Source organism: Brevundimonas sp. (genome assembly GCF_051858995.1).
GTDB lineage: Bacteria > Pseudomonadota > Alphaproteobacteria > Caulobacterales > Caulobacteraceae > Brevundimonas.
In genome coordinates this window covers 115522-138634 of record NZ_JBHYGN010000007.1, presented here as the reverse complement: position 1 = coordinate 138634, position 23113 = coordinate 115522, and the positions used below count along the sequence as shown (strand labels likewise).

Below are 23113 nucleotides of genomic sequence, written 5' to 3'. Positions count from 1 at the left end.
GGCAAGGACGAGACGGCGCGCGCGGATGTGACATCTAGAGCGTCAGATGCAGGAACTGATTGAAGTCGGTGGCCTGATAGCCGCCGAACGCGGGACCATCGGTGAAGCCGCGACGGCGATACAGGGTCAGGGCCGGATCGAAGGCCGGGCCCGAGCCGGTCTCGAGGCTCAGCCGCGACAGGCCTCGGGCCTTCGCCTCGTCGATGATGTGCTCCAGCAGGGCCGCCGCCACGCCCTTGCGCAGGTGATCGGGATGGGTCCGCATCGACTTCAGCTCGCCCTGCTCGGGGGAGAGCTGACGCATGGCACCGATCCCTGCGATGGCGTCGCCGTCCCAGACGGTCCAGACGGTGATGTCCGGCGTCCTCAGCGCGGACAGGTCCAGCGCATGCACGGATTCCGGCGGCGAATAGGCCTGCATCCCGCGCAGGTGCAGGGCCAGAAGGTCCTGCGTCGGCTGGCTGGACAGGTCGTCGATGCGAATGTGCAAGGCCATCAGTAGCTCGTCACTTCGGGCGGATGGACACGGGTGTTCGGCGAGCCCCGGAAGGCCCAGCGGAGCAGGCGGGCGGTGGACAGGGCGCTGGCGCGGGTCAGGACGCGGGGCGGGCCGAAGGGGCGCTCGTGCATGGCCTGCGCCCAGTCCGGCAACAGGTCGAGACCGGCCTGCATGATCACCCCGGCGGCGGCATCCACGGCGGGCGAACCTACGCGCTGGCGCATCACCATCCTCGCCACCTCACGGGTGCGGTCATCGGACTTGAGCTGCGGACGATAGCTCTGGATCAGGACCTCGGCCTCCGCGCGGGTGCGGGGCAGGGGATCGGCGTGCAGGGCCGCCCCGATGCGGGCCATCTCGTCGAAATAGGCGTCCTGATCCGCCATCGACATCCCCGGCTCGGCGTAGCGGATCCAGGCGTCGAGGAAGCTGATCGTCTCGGTCACATGCACCCAGGCCAGCAGCGCCGGGTCGGAGACGCGATAGGGCGTGCCGTCCGGCAGGACGCCCGCCAGCTTGGCGTGGATGCGATTGACCTTGTCGATCATCGCCCGACCGTTCTTGGCGTGATCGTAGGTCGTCGTGGCGATGAATTTGGCCGTTCGGCGCAGGCGGCCATGCATGTCGGCGCGGAAGTCGGAATGGTCCCAGACCCCGGCGAGCACCGCCGGATGGAGCATCTGCAGCAGCAATCCGGACACGCCGCCGATCATCATGGTGACGACGTCGCCGTTCACCCGCGCCGCCACGCCGTTGGACGGGAACAGGGCGTCGGCCCGGCGCAGCACCGGCCGCTCCCCCTTGTCGGCGTCATTGAAGACATCGGTGATCTTCTGGCGGATGGCCCGCCGGGCGAAGTCGAAGGCTGGGGGAGGCATGCCGATCTCTTCGGCCCATTTCGCCGGGCCACGGGCGTGATACTAAGGGTCATGACCCGCATCGCGCCATGGCTGATCGCCGCAACCCTGTCTCTGACTTTGGTTCCCCAAGCGCAGGCGGTGTGCAGCTATCACGGCGAACTGTACAGCCGGACGACCCTCCAACAGGAGTTCGCGGATGCTCCACTGGTGGTGCGGGCGCGCCTGATCCTGGCGTTGAACGGCGGGCCGATGAGCGAGGGCGACCCGTGGACGGTCTACCAACTCGAGACTGTCTCCGCCTTCAAGGGCGAGCCGCCCCGGCGAGTCTACGTGGTCACCGAGCGGAACAGTGGCGGTTTCTATATGGACCGCGACGATGGGGAGGCTGACGTCGGGCAGGACTATCTGTTGTTCCTTCAGCCGGCCGACGCGGAGGGCACGTGGCGGGTCAACTACAGCTGCGGCCAGTCCCGCCCCTGGCGTGAGGTCGATGCCGCCGCACAGGAGACGCTTCAGGCTCTGAGCACGGTTGTCGAGTGACGACCGGCGCGGTTGAGGCTTGGCTGGACGCCGTGCCGACTGACGCGCGTATGGCCGTCGATCGCCTGCGCGAGATCGTCCGGACGGTGGCTCCAGACCTGATCGAAACGATCAAATGGAACGCCCCCAGCTTCGCGGACGGAGATCAGGACCGGGTCACGCTCGGCCTTGGGCGCAAGGGCGGCGTGCGCCTCGTCCTGCATCGCGGGGCGGCTGTGAAAGCGGCTTCGGGCTTCGTCTTCGGGGACCCGGAGAAGGTCGCGAAATGGCCATCAGCGGATCGGGGCGTCGCGACCTTCGCCGACCTTGCAGCGGTTGAAGCGAAGGCGCTGGCGTTGGAGGATCTGGTGCGCCGCTGGATCGCGGCGAACCGTCAGGCCTGACCGGCGGGCGGCTGCAGGCTGAAGATCTTGCGGTCCAGCCGGGCCACCTCGTCCTCCAGCCGGGCTTTCTCCGACGCCATATCCACGGGCGTGCCGTCGTCATAGGTGATCTGGGCGCCCTTTGAGATCAGGTCGAGGCGGTAGACCAGGGTGATGCGGCGGTCGATCAGACGGCCCAGTTCGGTCTCCGCCGCCATCAGGCCGCGTCCCGCCAGGCCTTCAGGGCCTCGAGGCCGCGAACGCTCATCAGCCGCTTCTTGGCGCGGCCGCGCTCCTTGGGATGGATGCGCTTGCCCTCTTCATCGATCTTCGGCGCCTCAAGGGGCGGCAGCAGGCCGTAGTTGATGTTCATCGGCTGGAACTTCGATCCCTCAAGGTGCCCGCCGGTGATGTGCTCGACCAGCGCGCCCATGGCCGTTTCGGGCGGGGGCGGAGCCAAATCCTTGCCCAGCGCCTGCGCGGCGGCGAGGCGACCGGTCAGCAGGCCCATGGCCGCGCTTTCGACATAGCCCTCAACGCCCGTGACCTGACCGGCGAACCGAAGGCGCGGCATGGCCTTCAGACGCAGTTGCTTGTCCAGAAGCTGCGGGCTGTTCAGGTAGGTATTGCGGTGCAGGCCGCCCAGGCGCGCGAACTGGGCGTTCTGCAGGCCCGGGATCATGCGGAAGGTCTCGGCCTGCGCCCCGTGCTTCAGCTTGGTCTGGAAGCCGACCATGTTGAACAGGGTGCCCAGCGCGTTGTCCTGACGCAGCTGGACGATGGCGTGCGGCTTGACCGTCGGGTTGCGGGGATTGGTCAGGCCGACGGGCTTCATCGGGCCGTGACGCAGGGTCTCGCGACCGCGCTCGGCCATCACCTCGATGGGCAGGCAGCCGTCGAAATAGGGGACGTTTTCCCAGTCCTTGAACTCGGCCTTGGGGCCGCCCAGTAGGGCGTCGATGAAGGCGTCATACTGTTCCTCGTCCATGGGGCAGTTGACGTAGGCGGCGGCGTCTCCGCCCGGGCCTTCCTTGTCATAGCGCGACTGACGCCAGGCGATGTCGAAGTCGATGCTGTCCGCGTGGACGATGGGGGCGATGGCGTCGAAGAAGCTGAGGCTCTCCTCGCCGGTGGCCTTCAGGATGGCGTCGGCCAGGGCAGGCGAGGTCAGGGGGCCGGTGGCCACGATGACATTGTCCCACTCTTCCGGCGGCAGGCCGGCGATCTCCTCGCGCACGATGGTGACCAGCGGGTGAGCTTCCAGTCGGACGGTGACGGCTTGCGAGAACCCGTCGCGGTCCACGGCCAAGGCGCCGCCGGCGGGCACCATATGGGCGTCGCCGCAGCTCATGATGATGGAATCGAGCGCCCGCATCTCGGCGTGCAGCAGGCCGACGGCGTTGTACTCCCAGTCATCCGAGCGGAAGGAGTTGGAGCAGACCAGCTCGGCCAGGCCGTCCGTGTGGTGGGCGTCGGTCTTCACGCCGGGAACGCCGCGCATCTCGTGCAGGATGACGGGAACGCCCGCGCTGGCGATCTGCCAGGCGGCTTCCGAACCGGCGAGGCCGCCGCCGATGACGTGGACGGGAGAGGGGGAGGTGGTCGTGCTCATGCGGGGCCTTCTAGCCATCACGCGACGCCACGTCAGCCTCCGACATCCCGATTTCCGCTGACACCCGGGGCGGCTCTCCTCTAGAACCAAGCGACTCACGGAGAAGACCATGCCGCTCGCCGCCACCGACGCCGCCTTTGAGGGCTTCCGTCTCGTCCGTCGCGCCCCCAAGGTGCTGGTCGCGTGGACGCTGGTCTATCTCCTCATCACCGTGGCCCAGATGGTCGCCATGGTGATGAACCGGGCCGAAATCGCCGAGGGCCTGCGGACCATCGAGGCGTTCGGAAATCGCGGCCCCCAGAGCGTGCAGGATTTCCAACTGGTGCTCGAAGCCAATGCGCAGATGACCCGCTACAGCTTCTGGGTCATGCCGCTGTCGATCGTGGTCAGCTCAGTCCTGAGCGCCGGAGTGGCGCGCGGCGTGCTGTTCCCGGAGCAGAGCCGCTTCGGCTTCCTGCGCCTGGGCATGGATGAGGTGCGGGTCTTCCTCGTGACCCTTGGAATCGGCCTGCTGACGGCTATCGCCCTCGGCGTGGCAGCGATCATTGTTTCGATCTTCATCACCCTCTCCATGGCGGTCACGCCGTTGATGTGGCTGGGCGTACTTCTCAGCGTTCTGGCCAGTGTTGCTCTGTTCGTCTGGCTGATGGTCAAATGGTCGTTGGCGGTTCCGATCACCGTGTCAGAGAAGAAGGTCGATATCTTCGCCTCCTTCCGCGCGACCAAGGGCCACTTCTGGCCGCTGCTGGGCATGGCCATCATCGCCTTCGCCATGGCGATGGTGATATGGTTCCTGTCCTCGGTTCTGGTCGCGCCGCTGAGCCTGATGTCCGGCCTGTCGCCGATGGGGCTGGGCGGGACCTCCTCCGCTGTCATCGAGCAGATGTCACTGGCCAATCCGGGGCTGCTGCTGCTCGCCCTGTCTCAGGCCATCGTCTACGCCCTGTTCGTCGGCGTGATGTACGCGCCCTTCGCCGCCGCTTGGCGGGACATCAAGCGCGGCTGAGGCCCCACGCGGGCGGGGTCCGTAGGGGCCATGCCGGAAACATCACGCCCTCGAACGAACTGTACGTCGGCCTGGCCGACGTCCTCCTGTTCGGCCTGTTCATCAGCCTGTACGCCGTGCGCGAAGGGTCGTTGTGGGGCGTGTGCGGCTGGCACGCGGCCTGGAACTGGCTCCTGGGGCTGGGCTTCGGGCTTGAGGTGTCCGGACAGGTGACCGACACCGTCCCGCTGATCGCTGACTTGACGGGCAAGGCAGGGGCCCCGTGGTGGATAACCGGCGGCGCGTTCGGGCCGGAAGCCAGCATCGTCACCACGGCGGTGCTGCTGGCGGGCACGGTCACGCTGATCCTGCGTGGTCGCACCCGCGGTCACGGGGTGGAGGTCGCCAACGTAGCGGCCTGAACGGCCTCAGCCTCGCTTCTTCAAGGCCTCAACCCGCGCCGTTCGGCGGACCTCGTGCCGGTCCAGCACTTCCTTGAGGTATTTACCGGTCCAGCTGCGTGGGTTGTCGGCCACCTCTTCCGGGGTGCCGACCGCCACGATCTCACCGCCGCCGTCGCCGCCCTCGGGACCGAAGTCCAGCAGGTAGTCGGCGACCTTGATGACATCCAGGTTGTGCTCGATCACGACGATGGTGTTGCCGTTCTCGACCAACTCCTGGAGCACCTCCAGCAGCTTGCGAGTATCTTCGAAATGCAGGCCCGTGGTCGGCTCGTCGAGGATGTAGAGGGTCTTGCCCGTCGCCCGCTTCGACAGCTCCTTGGACAGCTTGACCCGCTGGGCCTCGCCCCCGGACAGGGTTGTCGCGGACTGGCCGACCTTGACGTAGCCGAGCCCGACCCGCTCCAGCGTCTGCATCTTGTCGCGGATCGACGGCACGGCGGTGAAAAAGCGCGCGGCCTCTTCCACAGTCATATCAAGGACGTCCGAGATGGACTTGCCCTTGAACACGATCTCCAGCGTCTCGCGATTGTAGCGCTTGCCGTGGCAGACGTCGCAGGTGACGTAGACGTCGGGCAGGAAGTGCATCTCGATCTTGATCAGGCCGTCGCCCTGACAGGCCTCGCAGCGCCCGCCCTTCACATTGAACGAGAACCGGCCCGGGCCGTAGCCGCGCGCCTTGGACTCCGGCAGGCCGGCGTACCAGTCGCGGATCGGGCCGAAGGCGCCGGTGTAGGTGGCCGGGTTCGAGCGCGGGGTGCGGCCGATGGGCGACTGGTCAATGTCGATGACCTTGTCGAACATCTCCAGCCCCTCGATGCGGTCGTGGGGCGCTGGCGCGTCAGACGCATTGTGCAGGCGGCGCGCGGCGGCCTTGTACAGGGTCTCGATGGTGAAGGTGGACTTGCCGCCGCCGGACACGCCGGTGACGCAGGTGAACAGGCCGCCGGGGATCTCGCCGGTGACGTTCTTCAGATTGTTGCCGGTCGCCCCGCTGATCTTCAGCATCTTCTTGCGGTTGACCGGGCGACGGCCCTCGGGCGGCAGTTCGATCTCGCGCTCGCCGGTCAGGTATTTGCCGGTCAGGGAATTGGGGTTGGCCATGACCTCGGCGGGGGTGCCCTGGGCGCAGACCTGTCCGCCATGGACGCCGGCGGCCGGTCCCATGTCGATGACATAGTCGGCGGTCAGGATGGCTTCCTCGTCGTGCTCGACCACGAGCACGGAGTTGCCGAGGTCGCGCAGGCCCATCAGGCTTTCCAGCAGGCGGGTGTTGTCGCGCTGGTGCAGGCCGATGGACGGCTCATCGAGCACATACAGCACGCCGGTCAGGCCGGAGCCGATCTGCGACGCCAGACGAATGCGTTGGCTCTCGCCGCCGGACAGGGTGCCCGAGCTACGCGACAGGTTCAGATAGTCTAGGCCGACGTTGTTCAGGAAGCCGAGGCGGTCGTTGATCTCCTTCAGGATCCGCCGGGCGATCTCCATCTGCTTGTCGGTCAGCTTGCCCTCGAGGCCCAGGAACCACTCGTGGGCGTGCTTGATCGACAGCCAGGACACCTCGGCAATGTCCTCTCCGGCGATCTTCACCGCCAGGGCCTCAGGCTTCAGACGCTTGCCGCCGCAGGCCTCGCACGGCGTCTCGGACTGGAACCGGCCCAGTTCCTCACGCACCCAAGCCGAGTCCGTCTCGCGCCAGCGGCGCTCGAGGTTCGGCAGGACGCCTTCGAAGGCCTTCAGCGTCTCGTACTTCCGGGCGTTGTCGTCATAGACGAACTTTATCTTCTCGCCCCCCGAGCCGTGCAGGATGACGGTCTGGGCCTTGCCCGGCAGCTCGCGCCACGGCTTGTCCATCGAGAAGCCGTAGTGGGTCGACAGCGACTGCAGGGTCTGGGTGTAGAGGGGCGACGGCCCGCGCGACCACGGGGCGACCGCGCCGGCGTGCAGGGTCTTGTCACGGTCCGGCACCACCAGATCCGCGTCGAAAGCCAGCTTGACGCCCAAGCCATCACAGACCGGACAGGCGCCGAAGGGATTGTTGAACGAGAACAGCCGCGGCTCGATCTCGCTGATGGTGAAGCCGGAGACCGGGCAGGCGAATTTCTCGGAGAAGGTAATCCGGCGCGGGCCGGTCTCGCCCTCCATCGTATTGGCCCATTCGGCCACGGCGATGCCGTCCGCCAGACCCAGCGCCGTCTGCAGGCTGTCGGCGTAGCGACCTTCCAGCCCCGCCTTGGTGACGATCCGGTCCACGACGATGTCGATGTCGTGCTTGAACTTCTTGTCCAGCGCCGGGGCGTCCTCGATGGCGTAGAACTCGCCGTCGATCTTCACGCGCTGGAAGCCCGCGCGCTGCCACTCGGCCATCTCCTTCTTGTACTCGCCCTTGCGGCCGCGAACGACCGGGGCCAGCAGCAGGATGCGCTCGCCGTCGGCCAGCGCCGTCAGCTTGTCGACCATCATCGAGATGGTCTGGCTCTCGATCGGCAGGCCGGTCGCGGGCGAATAGGGAATGCCGACCCGCGCCCATAGCAGGCGCATGTAGTCGTGGATTTCCGTGACCGTGCCGACGGTCGAGCGCGGGTTCTTCGACGTCGTCTTCTGCTCGATCGAGATGGCCGGGCTCAGGCCCTCGATCAGGTCGACATCGGGCTTGCCCATCAGTTCCAGGAACTGGCGGGCGTAGGCGCTCAGGCTCTCGACGTAGCGGCGCTGGCCCTCGGCATAGATGGTGTCGAAGGCGAGCGAGGATTTGCCCGAGCCCGACAGGCCCGTCATCACCACCAGCTTCTCACGCGGAATGTCGAGATCGACGCCCTTGAGGTTGTGTTCACGGGCGCCGCGGACGCGGATGAAGTTGTGCTTTTCGGTCATGGAATCCGGAGAACGCGGAGGGGCCGGGGAGGGTCCGGCGCGACAGCGCTATATGGGGGATGGTTCGGAGAAATCAGCAAGAACATTATAGGAACCCGGGACGGGTTTCGCCAGACTGCTGACAGCAGGTGGCAGCAGGGTCCGGCGAACCGCGCCGGACCTGTCGTCGAGTTCACTTGGTCGCGGCGCGCCCTCTGCCTAAGCCTGCACTCATGATCCGGCCCGAACCTACGCCCGTCCTCAAGGGCCGACTTCACCAGTCGGCGGACTGTGTCGTGTCGCTGGTCCACTACCGGCCGAACGTCGATCAGACCCCGCACGAACATGAGCGGGCGCAGGTCTCCTTCCTGCTGGGCGGCGCCCTGCGCGAGGCGACGACGTCGGGCGAGACCTTCTCGCATCGCCGATCCAGCGGCATAAAGCCGGGCGGCCAGCGTCACGCGGCGACCTTCGGCCCCGAGGGCGCGCTGATGCTATCCGTGGAGATGTCGCCGGACCTGAGGGTCGTCCGCCCGCCGTGCGACTGGCGACCGCTGGACCGGGTGGGCGAGACCCTGATCCGCCGTATCCTGACCTCGGACGATGCAGTGATGATCGGCGACTTCGCCCGCGACCTGACGGCTCTGGCCGATGCTACGGACAGGGATCAGCCCCGCGCCACCCCGCCGCAATGGCTGGCCGAGCTGAAGACCGCGCTGGACGACGCCCCTTCGGAGACCCGGATCGACCGTGCCGCGCGGGAGATCGGGGTGCACCGGGGGCATCTGAGCCGCGCCTTCACCGACGCCTACGGCCTGCCGCCCAGCCTGTATCGCACCCGCAGCCTGGCCATGCGCGGCGTGTCGATGGCGCTGGCGGGCTCCGAGCGTCTTGCTTCGGTGGCCGCCGCGGCGGGCTTCGCCGACCAGAGCCACATGGCCCGGACGGTGCGGGCGCAGATGGGTCTGCCGGTCTCTCGCATCCGCGCCCTGCTGGCGGCGTGACATTCGTTCAAGCCTGAGCACGGCGACCGGGCGATAGGGCAGGGATCAAGGAGCCTCTCACCCATGCTTTCCCTCGCCCTGGCGCTCGCCGTCCTGCCGGTTCAGTCCCCGTCCGATCCCGCCCACTTCAACCGCACGACACAGACGGTGACAGCGCTCGCCGAGGCCACCCGTGCGCCGAGATCAGCCTCGCCCGGCTTCTCGGTCGTCATGGTGCGGGAGGGGCAGGCGCCGGTCATCTATGTGGACGGGATCGCCGACGTCCGGACCGGCGCACCCGTGACGGCGGACACGCCCTTCTACATCGCGTCGATGACCAAGGCCTATGTGGGCCTGATGGCCGAGACGCTGGACCGGCACGGGGTCTTCGACATCGACCAGTCCATGGCCGATGTCTGGCCGGACCTGCGGATGCGGGGCGTGGATCCGACGCAGGTGACCTTCCGCCAGTTGCTGACCCATCAGGGACCGTTCACCGCCGACGTTCTGTCTACCCGCACCGCCTATATCGACGAGCCGTCGCCGGCGGACATTCCGGGTCTGCTGGCCCTGGCCGAGCCGCGCGCGCCGGGCTTCGACTACCAGAACACCGGCTATCTGCTGTACGGCGCGGCCCTGCAGGCGAAGACGGGCAAGCACTGGCGACAGTGGCTGCGGGAGACGGTGTTCGAGCCGTTGGGCCTGAACCACACCGACACCCGGATGAGCGGTCCGGACGTGGCGGCGCCCCATCACTGGGTCGGCGACGGCCTGTGGGACACCAGCGCGGCCAAGACCGATCCGCTGATGCACGCCGCCGGGGGCATGGTGACCTCCAGCCGCGACATGGGCGCCTGGCTGCTGGCCAATCTGGGCGCCGGACACGCCGCCCTGCCGCCCGAGGTCTGGGCCGTGGCGCATCAGGGCTATGCCCGGACCGACATCCGCAACGGCGGTTTCGACTGCCAGACCTATGCGCTGGGCTGGAACGTTTGCCTGCTGAACGGCGAGACCGTCCTCGTGCACGGCGGCGGCTACACCGGCGCGCGGACCGGGATGGCGCTGGCGCCCGGGCGCGGCCTGGGCGTCGCGGTGATGACCAACAGCGACAGTATGACCGGCGACCTTAGCGCCCAGTTGATCCGCATCTTCCTGAGCCTCGAGCTCGACCCCGCCTACACGCCGCCTGAGCCCGCCGCCTTCGGCCAGGCCTACGCTGATCTACTCGTCGAGCAGGGCGGCGTCCGCGAGCGGAATGTCGAGCGAGCCCGTCAGGCTGCGAAGTGGAACGGCTGGAACTGGCGGCCGACGCCGGAACAGCTGGACGCCTACGTCGGGCGCTACCGGGGCGATCTAGGCGAACTGGTCATCGAGCGCGACGGGGATCGGCTGCGGTCGCGACTGGGCATGATGGTTCGAACGCTCGAGCCTGCCTCCGCCGATCTGTTCGCAGCCCAGTCCGACGCCTATGGCGCGCTGGAGGAGATGGCCTTCACCCGCAACGGCGGGACGCTGGACGGGGTGGTTTGGGACGGCGACCGCTATACGCGGGCAGAGTGAGGTCTATTCCGAGGGCGCCCACGGGCGGCGGAAACGCTCGCCCGGCCCCAGCAGGACGTTGTTGGCATTGGCGATGCCCAGTTCCAGGCTCTCGGCGATGCGGCGCGCGCGCTCCATGAAGTGGCCGGCGGCGACCGACGGACAGACCGCATTCGCCGTATCCTCGAACAGGGCCAGCCAGCGGTCGAAATGGGCGGCGTCGATGGGCAGGGGCAGGTGTTTCGGCATCGGCCGCCCCTCATAGACGCCGGTGGACAGCGCCACCGACGACCAGAACAGCTTCATCTGCGCCAGATGCGGTCCCCAGTCGGTCACGCGCTCCGCGAAGACAGGACCGAGCAGGACGTCATCGCGGACACGGCCGTAGAAGGTCTCGACCAACTCCTCAATCATCGCCTCATCGATGCCGGTGGCGGCGCGGATCCGCTCCGTCGCGGCCTGACGGCGGGCGGCGAAGGCCTCGGCGGTGTCGGCGTGGGTCATTTGGCTGATCTAGGCTTGGCAATCCCTCCGGACCAGCCTCTGCGCGTCACGTCAGCCCGACTTGAGCAGCCTTTCACGGCCTCGTCAGCGCGACCAGAGCCGAAAAGGCTTGCGCGACCGACGATCCGCACCCATCCTTTGTTCTTCGAGTGAGTTCACTGGAGGCCCGACGATCATGATCAGCACGCTGGAAATCGGTTTCGCCCTTTCCGCTCCTCTGCTGCTCGTGCTCGCCTATGTCCTCGCTCCCAAGCCGAAACCCGTCCGCATCCGCACTCGTGACGCTCGATCGCGTCGCGGCCCGAACGCCTGACGGCCACACCCTCTTCTCTGATCTGAACCTCGCCTTCGGGCGTGAGCGCACGGGTCTCGTCGGTCGCAACGGAACCGGCAAGACTACCTTGCTACGCCTGATCGCCGGTCTGTCCGCGCCCTCCGAGGGCGTGGTCAGTCGTGCGGGTTCGGTCGCCTGGCTGGAGCAGCGGAGTGATCCCGCGCCCGAAGAAACCGTGGCGGACACGCTTGGGATCGCCGACGCCCTGTCCGTCGTCGACCGGGTTCTCGGCGGAGAAGCGACGCCGGAGGATTTCGACACCGCCGACTGGACGCTTGAGGCGCGCATCAGCGAGGTCCTGACCGAGATCGGGCTAGATGGCCTCGATCTGGCGCGCCACACCCACACCCTGAGCGGGGGTGAGCAGACCCGGCTGCGGCTGGCCGCCCTGCTGCTGTCGCCGCCCGACCTTCTGCTGCTGGACGAGCCGACCAACCATCTGGATCAGGAGGGGCGCGAGCGTATCGCCGAGGTGCTGGGCCGTTGGCCGGGCGGGGTGGTGACGGTCAGCCACGATCGGCGCCTGCTTCGCCGCATGGACCGGATCGTCGAACTGTCCAGCCTCGGCGCCGCGACCCATGGCGGGGGCTATGACCTCTACGCCGAGCGCAAGGTCGCCGAACGGGCCTCGGCCGAGCGGGATCTGGACGTCGCCGGCCGCGAGGCGGCGCGGATCGCCCGCGAGGGCCAGAAGGCCGTCGAGAAGAAGGCCCGCCGGGACCGGGCGGGAAGGGCCTTCGCCATGAAGAAGTCGGAGCCCAAGATCCTTCTGGGCGCCATGGCCGAGCGGGCCGAGAACTCCGGCGCGCGGGAGAACCGGCTGGCCGAACGCCGCACCGAGGCGGCCCAGGCCGATCTCGCCGCCGCCCGGGAAAAGGTGGAGCGGGTGAGGGCGCTGGACATTCCCATGCCGCCGACCGGGCTGGCGGCGGGCCGGACCGTGCTGGCGCTGGAAGACGCTGTCTGGGACGTACCGGACGGACAGCGGATCGTCGGTCCGCTCTCCCTGCGTGTTACGGGGCCGGAGCGGCTGGCGATCACCGGGCCGAACGGCGCGGGCAAATCGACCCTGCTGAAGCTGATCGCTGGGGAACTCTCGCCCACGGCAGGCCAGGTCGAACGCCCCGTCCGCGCCGCCCTGCTGGATCAGGAGGCGGCCCTGCTCAGTCCAGACGAGACGCTGGTCGAGGCCTATCGGCGCATCAATCCGGAGGCGACGGCGAACGACGCCCAGGCGGCTCTGGCCCGGTTCCTGTTCCGCAACACCGCGGCGCAGCGGACGGCGGGCGCCCTGTCAGGCGGCGAACGACTGCGCGCGGCCCTGGCCTGCGTGATCGGCGGAAGCAGCCCGGCGCAACTGTTGATCCTGGACGAGCCCACCAACCATCTGGACCTCGACTCGGTCACGGCGGTGGAGGCGGCCCTGCGCGGCTACGACGGGGCTCTGGTCGTAGTCAGCCACGATCCGGACTTTCTCGACGCCATCGGCGTGGAGCGACGACTGGCCCTCTAGCTCCAGCCGACGACCTCGCCTTTTCGGCGGACGACGGCGACGGGGGCGGCCATGACCGGGGTCTCGGTCGGACGGCCATAGAGCCAGCCCTGACCGAACTCGACGCCCAGCGCCTTCATGGCGGCGGCCTGGCCTTCGGTCTCGATCATCTCGGCGACCGTCGCGATCTTCATCTCGCGGCACGATTCCATCAGGTGGGCGGCCAGGGGGCGGACCTTTGGATCGCTCTCGATGTCGCGCACGAAGCTGCCGTCCAGCTTGACCACATCGACCGACAGCTTGCGCAGATAGTTCATCGAGGCGGCGCCGACGCCGTAGTCGTCCAGACAGACCTTTATCCCGGCCTCGCGCAGGGCGGCCAGTCGACGATTGGCGGCGTCCAGATCCGTCACTCCGGTCGTCTCTGTGATCTCGACCATCAGCCGCTTGCGCACCTCCGGCGAAGGGGTGGTCATGCGCAGCAGGTTGGTCACATAGCGATCATCGGACAGAGAGACGCCCGAGACATTGATCGCCGCCTTGGTCAGGCCGAAGCCGGGGCGAAGCAACTGGACCAGCGCCTTCTCGGCGACGGCCAGATCGAAGTCCTCGATCAGTCCCAATTCCTCGGCCATGGCGATGGAGTTGGTCGGGGCCTGGGCCGCGCCGCCGAACCGGCTCAGGGCCTCGAAATGGTGCACCGCGCCGGTGTCCATGGCGACGATGGGCTGCCAAACCAGATTGAAGTCACGCGCTCGCACAATGGCCTTGAAACGGTCGGCGTCCTGAACCGTGCGCGCCAGACGGGCGCTGAAGCGCTCGCCCGCGGCCGCGCCGTCCTTCAGGCAATCCTCCAGCGCCAGACGCAGGGTGCGGATCGCGATGGCTGGATCGGGTTGCCCGACCTCGGCATGGGTGGTGATGGGCGACAGGTTCAGCCCTTCGGCCTCGCCCATGGCCCGGATCTCGGCGGCCAGATCGGAGATGTCCGAAGCGTCGCGCATCAGGGCGAAACGGTCGGGCGCCAGTTTTGCGGCGCTGTTTCCTCCGACGGAAGCCGACTGCAGCCGCGCCTCGATCCGCTCACCGGCCCTGCGGTGTGGCTCGTCCTGCGTCCCCAGACCGGGCACCTCGACGAAATCGACGGACAGTTCCGGCCCCGTGCCACCGACGGCCAGCAGGGAACCCAGCCGTTTCATCAGTCCGCGCGCGTCCAGCAGCGGCTCCACCTTGGGCGCGACCGCCTGATAAGCCACGCCCTGCCAGACCATGGCGCAGGAGACGAAGGGGGCGAGGTCTGGCAGCAGGAAGGCGCGAAGGGAGGCCCGGCGAACCCGGCCTTCGCCCGCCAGAACCTCGACCTCAATGGGGGCGGACCGAACGCCCGGCGTCAGGGCGACCATGGCCGCCATCACGCGATCCAGACAGGGCTTGGTCAGCACCAAGTCCAGCTTCTGACCGGCCCAGGCGGCGGCGGGATCGATACCCGCGACGGGACCCGCGCCGAGGGCGAAGGTGACCTTGTCCCGATCCAGCTCGAACAGCACGTCGGAGGAGGCGAACGCCATGCCCAGAAGGCGGGATTTCATCGTCATTCCAGACGGCTATCCCGACCAGGGTTAAAAACGCCTTTGCGACGGATAAGGAAAATTACGCTGTTCGGTTAAGCGCAACCGCACGACCATCGCCGGCATTGGCCCTGCCCGAAGCGCCATAGGCGGACGGGGAGCCGCGCTGACTGGCCACCTCGGCGGCGATGGTCTGGACCAGCCCCTCGGAGATGGTGCGGGCGGCCTCGACGGCGCGGGCATGGCGCGACAGCACCGACTCGAACAGTTCCGTCGCCTTGATCAGGGCCTTGCGATTGGCGACCGGCGCGGCGGCGAGCGCGGCGGGATTGGCCTTGATCTGGGCGGACTCGCGCCGATAGGCGTTGGCCAGTTCCTGCGTCGTGGTCACGGTCGCGGCGGCGTCCTGCGGACGGCGCGCCTCAAAGGCCTTCGACTCCTCGACCAGGCAGGCCGTCAGGCGCTCGGTCAGGTCGGTCATCTGCTTGACGCGAGCGGTGGCGTTCAGAACGGCGGCTTCGGTCATGCTTGTCCCTCTTCCTGCATCTTGATCATCTGGGCGACGACCTGATCGGCCAGACCGATGCCGCCCGCCTGCACGGTTTGCTTGGCCATGGCGTCGATCATGAAGCTGCGCCACTGGCCCTCGGCCTCGCCGCCGCCCCCGATGCCGTCGGTCTTCAGTCCCTCGAACATCGGCTTGAGCATCTGCGACAGGAAGGAAGCCTCGAACTGTTCCGCGGTCTCGCGCATCCGGGCCGTTTCGCGCGACGCGGTGGCGGAGGGGAGGGCGCCAGAAACAGCGGAAGTGATGGACAGGTCGGTCATGCTCACATCACCTCGATGTCGGCTTGCAGGGCGCCCGCGGCCCGGATGGCCTGCAGAATGCTGATCATGTCGCGCGGGCTCACGCCGAGGGCGTTCAGGCCGTTGACCAGGCTGGAGAGCGAGGTCCCGCCGCCCAGCATGCGCATCTGCACGCCGCGCTCCTCTTCCACGGTCACATCGGACTGGGGCGTCACGACCGTCTGGCCGCCACGGCTGAACGGTTCGGGCTGGCTGACCTGCAGGTTCTCCTGAACCGAGACAGTCAGATTGCCCTGGGCGATGGCGACCTGGGACACGCGGACGGCCTCGCCCATGACGATGACCCCGTTGACCTCGTCGATGATCACCTTGGCCGGGGCATCGACCTCGACCGGCAGGTTCTCGACCCGGCTGATGAAGCCCGCCATGCCCATGCTGGTCGGCGCGCGCAGGGCGACGACGGTGCCGTTCTCGGCCAGGGCGGTGTTCGGATAGGACTGGTTGATGGCGGCGGCGACGCGCTGGGCCGTGGTGAAGTCCGGATTGCGCAGCGTCAGCCGCACCTCATTCATATTGGCCAGTTCGAAGCCGGTCTCACGCTCGACCGTGGCGCCCGAGGCGATGCGGCCAGCGGTCGGGACGCCGCGCGTCACCGACGAGCCCGAGGCGCCCGAAGCGGAAACCGAACCGGTCTGCACCGAGCCTTGCGCCACCGCATAGACCTGACCGTCGGCGCCCATCAGGCCGGTCACGATCAGCGATCCGCCCAGCAGGCTCTTGGCGTCGCACATGGACGACACATTGACGTCGATCCGGGCCCCCGGCGTGGCGAAGGCGGGCAGGTCGGCGGTGACCATGACCGCGGCCATGTTCTTGGTGTTGGCCGTGGAACCGCGGATGTTGTTGCCCAGCCGCTCGCTCATGCCTTCCAGCGACTGCCGGGTGAAGGGGCAGTTGCGCAGGGAGTCGCCGGTCCCGGCCAAGCCGACCACCAGTCCGTAGCCGACCAGCTGGTTCGACCGCACGCCTTCAATGGCGGCGATGTCCTTGATCCGCGACTGGGCCATCGCCGGGGCGGCGAATCCGGCCAGTGCGGCGACGGTCAGGAGGGAGGCGAGCAGTTTCTGCATCGGTCGGAGGTCCGCGATCAGTTGTGCGCCTCCTAATGCCAGCGCCGTGCCAGACAGAAACGTCAGCAAAATCAATAGAGGGACGGGGTCGCCATCCGGACCTAGCGGCAGTTTCTGCCGGGCCGTTAACCAAACGGTGACAGGCGCCGCCCGATGGTCGGGCATGTTCTGGAGTCGCACCGTATGAAGGTCACCGGCGCCACCGGCCCCTCGGCCTCGCAGAGTTCACGCCCGGCCAAGGCCGCGGGGGGCTTTTCCGTGTCCGGCGGCCAGTCCGCCGCTCAGGCCAGCGCCCCCGCGGCGGCCGCTTCGGTTTCAGGCGTGGCGGGGATGAACGCCCTCATGGCCCTGCAGGGGGTGGAGGACGCCACCGAGCGTCGTCGACGCGCCGTCCGCCGGGGCAGCGGGCTTCTGGATCGCCTGGATGAGCTGAAACTGGCCCTATTGCAGGGCGAAACGGGCGAGAGGGCGCTGGAGCGCCTGACCCGCACCCTGCGCGAAGAACGCCCCGAGGACGCCGATCCGGCCCTCAACAGCCTGCTTGACCAGATCGACTTGCGCGCGGCGGTTGAACTGGCCAAGGCGGATATTCGCCGCAGCGCAGCATAAAACGGCGAAATCGTTCCGAAAACCTCCCGCGACACGTGTCGGGTGATGAAGAAATGTCACGGTCGCGCGCGGCGTTTAACTTTCGCGGGTCACGCTCTTGAGAGCGTTGTTGCCGCGACTCTTTCGCATCCCTATACGCAGCGGTGCGCCACAGGGGGGCGCTGTTTAGAGCGTGAGTGCGATGAACGCATTGGCGTCTGTTATCGAAGCGGCCGCGTATCGGCCGTCCGACGACGAGCCGTTCATGAATGAACGGCAGCTGGCCTATTTCAAGGGCAAGCTCATGGACTGGAAGGACGACATCCTTCGTGAGTCCAAGGGTACGGTGACCAACCTCAAGGCCGAGACGGAAAACCATCCCGATCTCGTCGACCGGGCGTCGTCCGAATCCGACCGCGCGCTGGAGCTGCGCACCCGGGACCGTCAGCGCAAGCTGATCTCCAAGATCGACGAGGCCCTGCGCCGGATCGAGGACGGGTCGTACGGCTACTGCGAGGAAACCGGCGAGCCCATCAGCCTCGGCCGTCTCGAAGCCCGCCCGACGGCGACCCTGTCGGTCGAGGCCCAGGAACGTCACGAGCGCCGCGAACGGGTCCACCGCGACGATTGATCGTTCAGGCGGTGAAGGCCGCCTGAATGTCCGTCCGGCTGAAGTCCTCGCCCTTGTACAGCAGGGGCGCGCCGAGTTCCTTTGCCAGGGCGTAGGCGAAGCAATCGCCCATGTTCAGCCTTGCGGCCGTTCGCTTGCCCCAGATTGTCTCCGCCTCGCAGGCAAGGCGCGCAGTCGCGGTCGTCGCGGGTGCAATGCGGATCGCGAGTCCGTTGATCACCTCGTCCAGTTCGACAAGGCCAGCCGCCCCCCGCAGTCCGCGCAAGCGGGTTGCGGCTTCCCAGTAGCCGACAGGCGACAGTCTTACCTCATCGGCGGCCAGCATGAGCTCGCGAAAGGCGTGCGCTTCAGGCTCCCTGAGCAGGATCGCCACAATGGCCGAAGCATCGACCACAATCATTTCGGCAATCCGTCTTCATCGTAGAAGTCGTCATCGGTGAGCAGCGGGCCGAGGATCGGTAGGGCGTTGAAGCGCTCCACGGCCTCTTCGACAGCTCTCCGCCGCCGTTCGATGTCCGCCTCGCGTGTGGCCGTCAGCCTTTCATCCCGCTCACGCACCATCTCCTCGACCAGTTCAGTGATGGACTTGCCCTCGAGGCGCGCCATTTCGCGCAGTCGTTCGGCGACTTCGGGCTTCCGGATTTGCACGGGTGCGTTCATGACGGCGAGCAATCTATCATGATCGGACCTCTCGCCCAAGCCGCGCCTTGACTTCGCCGGGTTGCAGCGCGACCTACGCGCCTCGCATTTCAAGGTTTCCCTGCCCATGACCGTCAAGGTTCGTTTCGCCCCGTCGCCGACGGGTAAGCTGCACGTCGGCAACGTCCGCACCGCCCTGGTGAACTGGATGTTCGCCAAAGGGCAGGGCGGCAGTTTCGTGCTGCGCATCGACGATACCGACCTGGCTCGCTCCACGCCTGAGTTCGAGCAGGGCATCGAGGACGACCTGGCATGGCTGGGCCTGCTCTGGGACGAGCGCCACAACCAGTCCAAGCGGTTCGACCGCTATGAGGAGGCCTCGGCTCGCCTGAAGGCTTCGGGCCGTCTCTACGCCTGCTACGAAACCTCCGAGGAGCTGGACCGCCGCCGCAAGGTGCAGCTGTCGCGCGGCCTGCCGCCGATCTACGACCGCGCCGCCCTGCAACTGACCGACGCCGAAAAGGCGGCCTATGAGGCCGAGGGTCGCCGCCCGCACTGGCGCTTCAAGCTGGAAGGCAAGCGCGTCGCCTGGGAAGACCTGGCCCGCGGTCATGCCGAGGTGGACACCGCCTCCATGTCCGACCCGGTGCTGATCCGCGAGGACGGCCTGTTCCTCTACACCCTGCCGTCGGTCGTCGACGACATCGACATGGCCATCACCCACATCATTCGGGGCGAGGATCACGTCACCAATACCGGGGCCCAGATCGAGATCTTCGAGGCGCTGGGTGCGACGGTGCCGGGCTTCGCCCACATGCCCCTGCTGGTCGGCGCCGACGGCGCGGCCCTGTCCAAGCGTCTGGGCTCGCTCTCGATCTCGGAGATGCGCGACCTCGGCTATGAGCCCATCGCCATCACCAGCCACCTCGGCAAGATCGGCACCTCCGATGCGCTGGAAGTCGGCGCCTCCATTCAGGCGCTGGGCGAGAGCTTCGCCTTCTCCAAGATGGGCCGTTCGCCCGCGCGCTATGACACCGCCGATCTGGACCGTCTGAACGCCCAGGCCCTGCACGCCATGGACTACGCCGTGGCACAGCCCCGTCTGGCCGCGCTCAACGCCGATCTGGGCGAGGCCTTCTGGCAGGCGGTGCGCCCAAACCTGCAGAAGTTCGCCGACGTGGTCGGCATGGCCGCCATCGTGCGCGGCCCGGTCACCCCGGTGATCGAGGATGCCGCCTTCGCCGCGGCCGCCCTGGAGGTCCTGCCGGAGACGGTCGACGAGACCCTGTGGCCGACCTGGACCAATGCGGTGAAGGAAGCGACCGGCGCCAAGGGCAAGGGCCTGTTCATGCCCCTGCGCCTGATGCTGACCGGCCAGCCGCACGGTCCCGACATGGCCGCCATCGCCCCGATGATCGGCCGCGAGCGCATCGTGCAACGCCTGAAGGGCGAGACGGCCTGAGCCGTCTTCGATCACCGGACAGCAAAAAGGCCGCCCCTCGCAGGGCGGCCTTTCCATTTTCAGCTATGCGTGGCCGATCAGGCGGCGTTGCAGGCCGTCAGTTCTTCAGCCGTCAGGGCCGTGCCCTTGTACGTGAAGGCCGAGACCGTGCCGAAGCGGGCGACGACGCGGCGGCAGGCGCGGGTGGCGGTCTGGCTGGCGCCGCCCGAGGCGGTGCAGTTGGCGCCGTCACAGCGCCAGGTGGCGCCGTCGATGATGGTGCGGCTGGCCGGAGCCTTGGTGGCGTCGGTCAGGACAGCGCTGGTGCCGGCGGATTGGGCGAAGGCGGGGGCGGCGACAAGCAGGGCCGCGGCGACGAGGAAGGCGCGCATGGGGAGTCTCCGATGAGGTCGGGCGCGCTCTCGCACCCACCATCTCAGTGTGCGTTGTTATTAGAAACTGTCAAGAGCGCGTTGCCAAACGAAACGCGGTCAGCGCGACCTGATCGATGTTCACTTAACGCAGATCATGTTGCAAGTGAGGCAGATCGTCCGCCGACTGCATCAGCGCGATGGCTTCCTCGACCGTGTTCACGACGCTGTAGGCCTCACGGAAGCTGTCCGGCGTCATCTTCTGCTCGATGCCGGTCTCAATCGCTGCCAGAAGGGTGTCCCAGAAGCCATTGATGTTTAAGAAGATCACCGGCTTATGGTGAAGGTCGAGCCGTTTCCACGACAGGACCTCGATCACCTCTTCCAGCGTGCCGACGCCGCCCGGCGCCACCACGAAGGCGTCCGACTGGTCGTACATGATTGTCTTGCGCTCGTGCATCGAGGTCACAACCAGGGTCTCGACCTCGTCGAACAGGCGCTCGCGGCTGCGCAGGAAGCCGGGCATGACGCCCAGCACCCGACCGCCGGCCTCGTGCGCCGCCCGGGCCGAGGCGCCCATCAAGCCCACGCCGCCGCCGCCATAGACCAGCCGCCAGCCCGCCGCCGCCGTCTGCGCGCCGAACTCCTGCGCCGCGACGGTGTAGGCCGGAAGAGACCGGTCGGAAGAGCCGCAGAACAGGCAGACGGACTTGCCGTCGAACGGCTGGATGGAGATGCTCATGAAGCCTCGGACGTGAAACGGAAGACAGCGGCGGCCCCGCCGCGCTATCGGGGGGCGTATTCCTAGCGGTCGGAGAGACGGGATGAAACGGGCCATCTGTATCGCCGTGGTCGCCGCCGTGTCGGCGGGCCTCGGCGGCTGCATGCCGGAGCCCGAGCGTCCCGCCCGCGACGCCGCCGGAAACGCCACAGGCTGGACCCAGCCGCCGCAGATCCTCGGCGTGCGCCGCGCCCAGGCGACCCTGATCTTTTCCGGCGAGGCTGAGCCGGGCGCCCGCGTGGTCCTGCGCAATGACGAGGGCGCGGCCTATGCGGCGGCGGCCGATCCGGACGGGCGATTCGAGATTCGCATGGCCGCCCCCTCCGGCGCCCTGCTGTTGCGTCCGGAGACCCAGATGGGCCAGGACGCCGCCGTTTCGCCGGATCGCCTGCTGATCATCGACGGCGGACGCGGTCCCATCGCCGTCCTGCGGTCCGGCGGCCCGACCCGGCGGCTGGACCCCGCGCCGGTCCTCGGCGCCGTCGACAGCGACACCCAGTCCATGCTGGCTTCGGGCCACAGCCGGACGCCTGCCCGCCCCATCGCCGTCGCCGCGGGGGCGGACGACCTACGGGTCGCGGCGGGGCAGGGCGGCCGCTGGAGCGTGCTTCTGGGAGGCATTCCCGCCGGAGGCACGGTCCGGGTCGATGATCAGAGCTTCGTCTGGCCGGGCCCGGGCGCGGCGACGCCCGGTTTGCTGGTCGAGCGGGCGGGCGAGGGCTGGCGCGTCGGCTGGACCGGCTCGCGCGGGGCCCGGCAATGGACCTGGCTGCCTGTGTCCCATTTCGGGAATTGATTCACGGGTCGTTAATCAATTCAGTCGCACGAAGGCATGTCTTCTCTTCTTCGAGGACACCCACCATCACCGAACTTTTTCAGCCCGGCGCCCGCGTCGGGCTTTTTTCTTCCGCCGCCCGGGACCGCCGGTGGCGGGCGCGAATGGCGTGGCGAACCCTCAGCAGGTCGCCGGCGCGACTTTCCGGGCTGTGGGCCCGAACGACATAGCTCTGAGCCGCTCGCGCCATGGCGATCCGCTCCGCCGGATCTTCAATCAGGCGATTGATCGCCGCCGCCAGCGTCTGGGGCGTCACCGCGTCCAGATAGAGGGCATGGGGGCCGCTGGCTTCGCGCAGACCGCCCCTGCCTGAGGAAATCAGCGCCGCCCCGGCCGCGTGAGCCTCCACCGCGGTCAGGCCGAACGGCTCATCCCAGAGCGACGGCGTCAGGGCGATGGCGGCGGTCTTCATCCGCTCGCGCACCTCCGGCAGGGGCGCTGACCGCAGCACCGTCACCCGGTCGCCGTAGCGCGCCAGTGGGGCCACATGCGGCTCGGCCCACGCCCCATGCTCTTCCCAGTCATTCAGCATCAGGACGGCGCGCCACTCGAGATGCCGGTCCAGGACCGGGGGCAGGGCGCGGCAGACCTCGACCAGCCCCTTTTCGGCCATGGCGCGGGCGGCGAAGGCGATGACAGGCTCCCGATGCTCGGGCGAGGCCAGCCAGGGCGCGGCGGCGATCGGATTTGGCACGCCCCAGGCCTTGTCAGCCAGGGCGGGATAGTCACGGGCGAAACGGGCGCGCTCGGCGGCGCTGACGAAGATCAGGCCGTCCATCCGTCCGTAGCGGGCGTTGTAGCGCAGGGCGTCCAGCCAGTGGCGCGGCGCCTTCAGCGCATTGTGGCGGTACAGCACGTGGGCCGCTTGCGGCAGGGCGGCCGAAATCCGGACCGCCTGCTGCACCTGCTGGTGATGTTCGACCACCTCCGGCTGGAAGGCCCGCAGCTTCTCCAGAAGCACCCGCAGGCGGTCTTTCCGATTCTTCGGCAGGGTTTCGACCCCCGGCATCGCGTGATCGTCCGCGCCCGAGCAGCAGAACACCCGCACGTCCTGACCCTTCAGCGGCCCCGCGAGGGTGCGCACGACCGTCTCCATCGAGTTCGGGGCGGCCAGGGAGAAACGCGAGTTGGACGGAAGCACGATGGCGGTCCGCACGCGCGGGCGCATCTCGACGACATTCGGCGCGGGCTCCGGACGCAGGATCTGCGGACGGTCCAGCAGGATGGTCATGGTCATTGGGGGAGGACCCGAGGCGACGCCGCTGTGCGGCTTTCGGGTCATGGACGCCACGCGCCGC

27 protein-coding genes are annotated in these 23113 nt (G+C 68.0%); 12 read left to right on the top strand and 15 right to left on the bottom strand.

Annotated elements, in window-relative coordinates; genetic code table 11:
• Positions 1-34 precede the first annotated feature (34 nt).
• Positions 35-496: a GNAT family N-acetyltransferase gene (locus tag ACTIEF_RS05405; protein ID WP_439471163.1), complete on the bottom strand. Its 462-nt coding sequence runs from the start codon at positions 494-496 to the stop codon at positions 35-37.
• Entirely contained in the window at positions 496-1377 is an 882-nt protein-coding gene (locus tag ACTIEF_RS05400) for an oxygenase MpaB family protein (protein WP_439471162.1), read from the bottom strand. Before ACTIEF_RS05400 ends, ACTIEF_RS05405 begins: the two co-directional genes overlap by 1 nt.
• Positions 1378-1428: 51 nt before the next feature.
• Between ACTIEF_RS05400 and ACTIEF_RS05395 the strand changes: the two genes are divergently transcribed.
• Together ACTIEF_RS05395 and ACTIEF_RS05390 are read left to right on the top strand one after the other, a co-directional pair.
• On the top strand, positions 1429-1899 hold the full coding sequence (locus ACTIEF_RS05395; RefSeq protein WP_439471161.1) for a hypothetical protein: 471 nt from the start codon (positions 1429-1431) through the stop codon (positions 1897-1899).
• Entirely contained in the window at positions 1896-2282 is a 387-nt protein-coding gene (locus ACTIEF_RS05390; RefSeq protein ID WP_439471160.1) for a DUF1801 domain-containing protein, read from the top strand. The genes ACTIEF_RS05395 and ACTIEF_RS05390 overlap by 4 nt, the downstream gene beginning before the upstream one ends.
• On the opposite strand, the gene ACTIEF_RS05385 is transcribed toward ACTIEF_RS05390, so the two are convergent.
• Together ACTIEF_RS05385 and trmFO are read right to left on the bottom strand one after the other, a co-directional pair.
• Positions 2273-2479, bottom strand: a complete 207-nt coding sequence (locus ACTIEF_RS05385; RefSeq protein WP_439471159.1) for a hypothetical protein — start codon at positions 2477-2479, stop codon at positions 2273-2275. The two genes, ACTIEF_RS05390 and ACTIEF_RS05385, sit on opposite strands and share 10 nt — an antisense overlap.
• A complete protein-coding gene (trmFO, locus tag ACTIEF_RS05380; protein WP_439471158.1) occupies positions 2479-3873 on the bottom strand; it encodes a methylenetetrahydrofolate--tRNA-(uracil(54)-C(5))-methyltransferase (FADH(2)-oxidizing) TrmFO in 1395 nt (464 codons plus the stop codon). The genes ACTIEF_RS05385 and trmFO overlap by 1 nt, the downstream gene beginning before the upstream one ends.
• A gap of 109 nt (positions 3874-3982) precedes the next feature.
• Here trmFO and ACTIEF_RS05375 point away from each other — a divergent pair, with 109 nt between their 5' ends.
• Together ACTIEF_RS05375 and ACTIEF_RS05370 are read left to right on the top strand one after the other, a co-directional pair.
• Positions 3983-4879 (top strand): hypothetical protein, encoded by an 897-nt coding sequence (locus ACTIEF_RS05375; protein WP_439471157.1) that lies wholly within the window; start codon positions 3983-3985, stop codon positions 4877-4879.
• Positions 4855-5280: a CPBP family glutamic-type intramembrane protease gene (locus tag ACTIEF_RS05370; RefSeq protein WP_439471156.1), complete on the top strand. Its 426-nt coding sequence runs from the start codon at positions 4855-4857 to the stop codon at positions 5278-5280. Before ACTIEF_RS05375 ends, ACTIEF_RS05370 begins: the two co-directional genes overlap by 25 nt.
• Positions 5281-5286: 6 nt before the next feature.
• On the opposite strand, the gene uvrA is transcribed toward ACTIEF_RS05370, so the two are convergent.
• Entirely contained in the window at positions 5287-8193 is a 2907-nt protein-coding gene (uvrA, locus tag ACTIEF_RS05365) for an excinuclease ABC subunit UvrA (protein WP_439471155.1), read from the bottom strand.
• Between the two features lie 212 nt (positions 8194-8405).
• On the opposite strand from uvrA, the gene ACTIEF_RS05360 reads away from it, so the two are divergent.
• The gene (locus ACTIEF_RS05360; RefSeq protein WP_439471154.1) at positions 8406-9176 is read left to right on the top strand and encodes a helix-turn-helix domain-containing protein; all 771 of its coding nucleotides are present in this window, start codon (positions 8406-8408) and stop codon (positions 9174-9176) included.
• A gap of 63 nt (positions 9177-9239) precedes the next feature.
• Positions 9240-10715, top strand: a complete 1476-nt coding sequence (locus ACTIEF_RS05355; protein WP_439471153.1) for a serine hydrolase — start codon at positions 9240-9242, stop codon at positions 10713-10715.
• 3 nt (positions 10716-10718) lie between these two features.
• Here the strand turns inward: ACTIEF_RS05355 and ACTIEF_RS05350 are convergent, their stop codons facing one another.
• Positions 10719-11198, bottom strand: a complete 480-nt coding sequence (locus tag ACTIEF_RS05350) for a group III truncated hemoglobin (protein WP_439471152.1) — start codon at positions 11196-11198, stop codon at positions 10719-10721.
• 175 nt (positions 11199-11373) lie between these two features.
• Here ACTIEF_RS05350 and ACTIEF_RS05345 point away from each other — a divergent pair, with 175 nt between their 5' ends.
• Both ACTIEF_RS05345 and ACTIEF_RS05340 read left to right on the top strand, forming a co-directional pair.
• The gene (locus ACTIEF_RS05345) at positions 11374-11511 is read left to right on the top strand and encodes a hypothetical protein (protein ID WP_291838914.1); all 138 of its coding nucleotides are present in this window, start codon (positions 11374-11376) and stop codon (positions 11509-11511) included.
• Positions 11477-13045, top strand: coding sequence for an ABC-F family ATP-binding cassette domain-containing protein (locus ACTIEF_RS05340; protein WP_439471151.1), 1569 nt, complete (start codon positions 11477-11479; stop codon positions 13043-13045). Before ACTIEF_RS05345 ends, ACTIEF_RS05340 begins: the two co-directional genes overlap by 35 nt.
• Here ACTIEF_RS05340 and ACTIEF_RS05335 read toward each other — a convergent pair.
• The 4 genes from ACTIEF_RS05335 to ACTIEF_RS05320 all read right to left on the bottom strand — a co-directional run bounded on the left by ACTIEF_RS05335 (position 13042) and on the right by ACTIEF_RS05320 (position 16529).
• Positions 13042-14613, bottom strand: coding sequence for an EAL domain-containing protein (locus ACTIEF_RS05335; RefSeq protein WP_439471150.1), 1572 nt, complete (start codon positions 14611-14613; stop codon positions 13042-13044). The genes ACTIEF_RS05340 and ACTIEF_RS05335 overlap by 4 nt on opposite strands.
• 61 nt (positions 14614-14674) lie before the next feature.
• Entirely contained in the window at positions 14675-15118 is a 444-nt protein-coding gene (locus ACTIEF_RS05330) for a flagellar basal-body protein FlbY (RefSeq protein WP_439471149.1), read from the bottom strand.
• Positions 15115-15345, bottom strand: a complete 231-nt coding sequence (locus ACTIEF_RS05325; RefSeq protein WP_439471148.1) for a rod-binding protein — start codon at positions 15343-15345, stop codon at positions 15115-15117. Before ACTIEF_RS05325 ends, ACTIEF_RS05330 begins: the two co-directional genes overlap by 4 nt.
• 77 nt (positions 15346-15422) lie before the next feature.
• The gene (locus ACTIEF_RS05320) at positions 15423-16529 is read right to left on the bottom strand and encodes a flagellar basal body P-ring protein FlgI (RefSeq protein WP_439471147.1); all 1107 of its coding nucleotides are present in this window, start codon (positions 16527-16529) and stop codon (positions 15423-15425) included.
• A gap of 153 nt (positions 16530-16682) precedes the next feature.
• On the opposite strand from ACTIEF_RS05320, the gene ACTIEF_RS05315 reads away from it, so the two are divergent.
• The gene (locus ACTIEF_RS05315) at positions 16683-17138 is read left to right on the top strand and encodes a flagellar assembly protein FliX (protein WP_439471146.1); all 456 of its coding nucleotides are present in this window, start codon (positions 16683-16685) and stop codon (positions 17136-17138) included.
• Between the two features lie 181 nt (positions 17139-17319).
• A complete protein-coding gene (gene dksA / locus ACTIEF_RS05310) occupies positions 17320-17748 on the top strand; it encodes an RNA polymerase-binding protein DksA (RefSeq protein ID WP_439471145.1) in 429 nt (142 codons plus the stop codon).
• 4 nt (positions 17749-17752) lie between these two features.
• Here dksA and ACTIEF_RS05305 read toward each other — a convergent pair whose 3' ends face one another.
• Positions 17753-18148, bottom strand: a complete 396-nt coding sequence (locus ACTIEF_RS05305) for a type II toxin-antitoxin system VapC family toxin (protein ID WP_439471144.1) — start codon at positions 18146-18148, stop codon at positions 17753-17755.
• Positions 18145-18420: a type II toxin-antitoxin system VapB family antitoxin gene (locus ACTIEF_RS05300; RefSeq protein ID WP_439471143.1), complete on the bottom strand. Its 276-nt coding sequence runs from the start codon at positions 18418-18420 to the stop codon at positions 18145-18147. The genes ACTIEF_RS05305 and ACTIEF_RS05300 overlap by 4 nt, the downstream gene beginning before the upstream one ends.
• Positions 18421-18514: 94 nt before the next feature.
• Between ACTIEF_RS05300 and gltX the strand changes: the two genes are divergently transcribed.
• Positions 18515-19849 (top strand): glutamate--tRNA ligase, encoded by a 1335-nt coding sequence (gene gltX, locus ACTIEF_RS05295; protein WP_439471142.1) that lies wholly within the window; start codon positions 18515-18517, stop codon positions 19847-19849.
• A gap of 77 nt (positions 19850-19926) precedes the next feature.
• Here the strand turns inward: gltX and ACTIEF_RS05290 are convergent, their stop codons facing one another.
• Together ACTIEF_RS05290 and ACTIEF_RS05285 are read right to left on the bottom strand one after the other, a co-directional pair.
• A complete protein-coding gene (locus tag ACTIEF_RS05290) occupies positions 19927-20220 on the bottom strand; it encodes a CC_3452 family protein (RefSeq protein WP_439471141.1) in 294 nt (97 codons plus the stop codon).
• 124 nt (positions 20221-20344) lie between these two features.
• Positions 20345-20941 (bottom strand): TIGR00730 family Rossman fold protein, encoded by a 597-nt coding sequence (locus ACTIEF_RS05285; RefSeq protein ID WP_439471140.1) that lies wholly within the window; start codon positions 20939-20941, stop codon positions 20345-20347.
• 82 nt (positions 20942-21023) lie between these two features.
• Between ACTIEF_RS05285 and ACTIEF_RS05280 the strand changes: the two genes are divergently transcribed.
• On the top strand, positions 21024-21776 hold the full coding sequence (locus ACTIEF_RS05280; RefSeq protein WP_439471139.1) for a hypothetical protein: 753 nt from the start codon (positions 21024-21026) through the stop codon (positions 21774-21776).
• A gap of 79 nt (positions 21777-21855) precedes the next feature.
• Here ACTIEF_RS05280 and ACTIEF_RS05275 read toward each other — a convergent pair whose 3' ends face one another.
• The gene (locus tag ACTIEF_RS05275) at positions 21856-23052 is read right to left on the bottom strand and encodes a glycosyltransferase family 4 protein (RefSeq protein ID WP_439471138.1); all 1197 of its coding nucleotides are present in this window, start codon (positions 23050-23052) and stop codon (positions 21856-21858) included.
• Positions 23053-23113 lie beyond the last annotated feature (61 nt).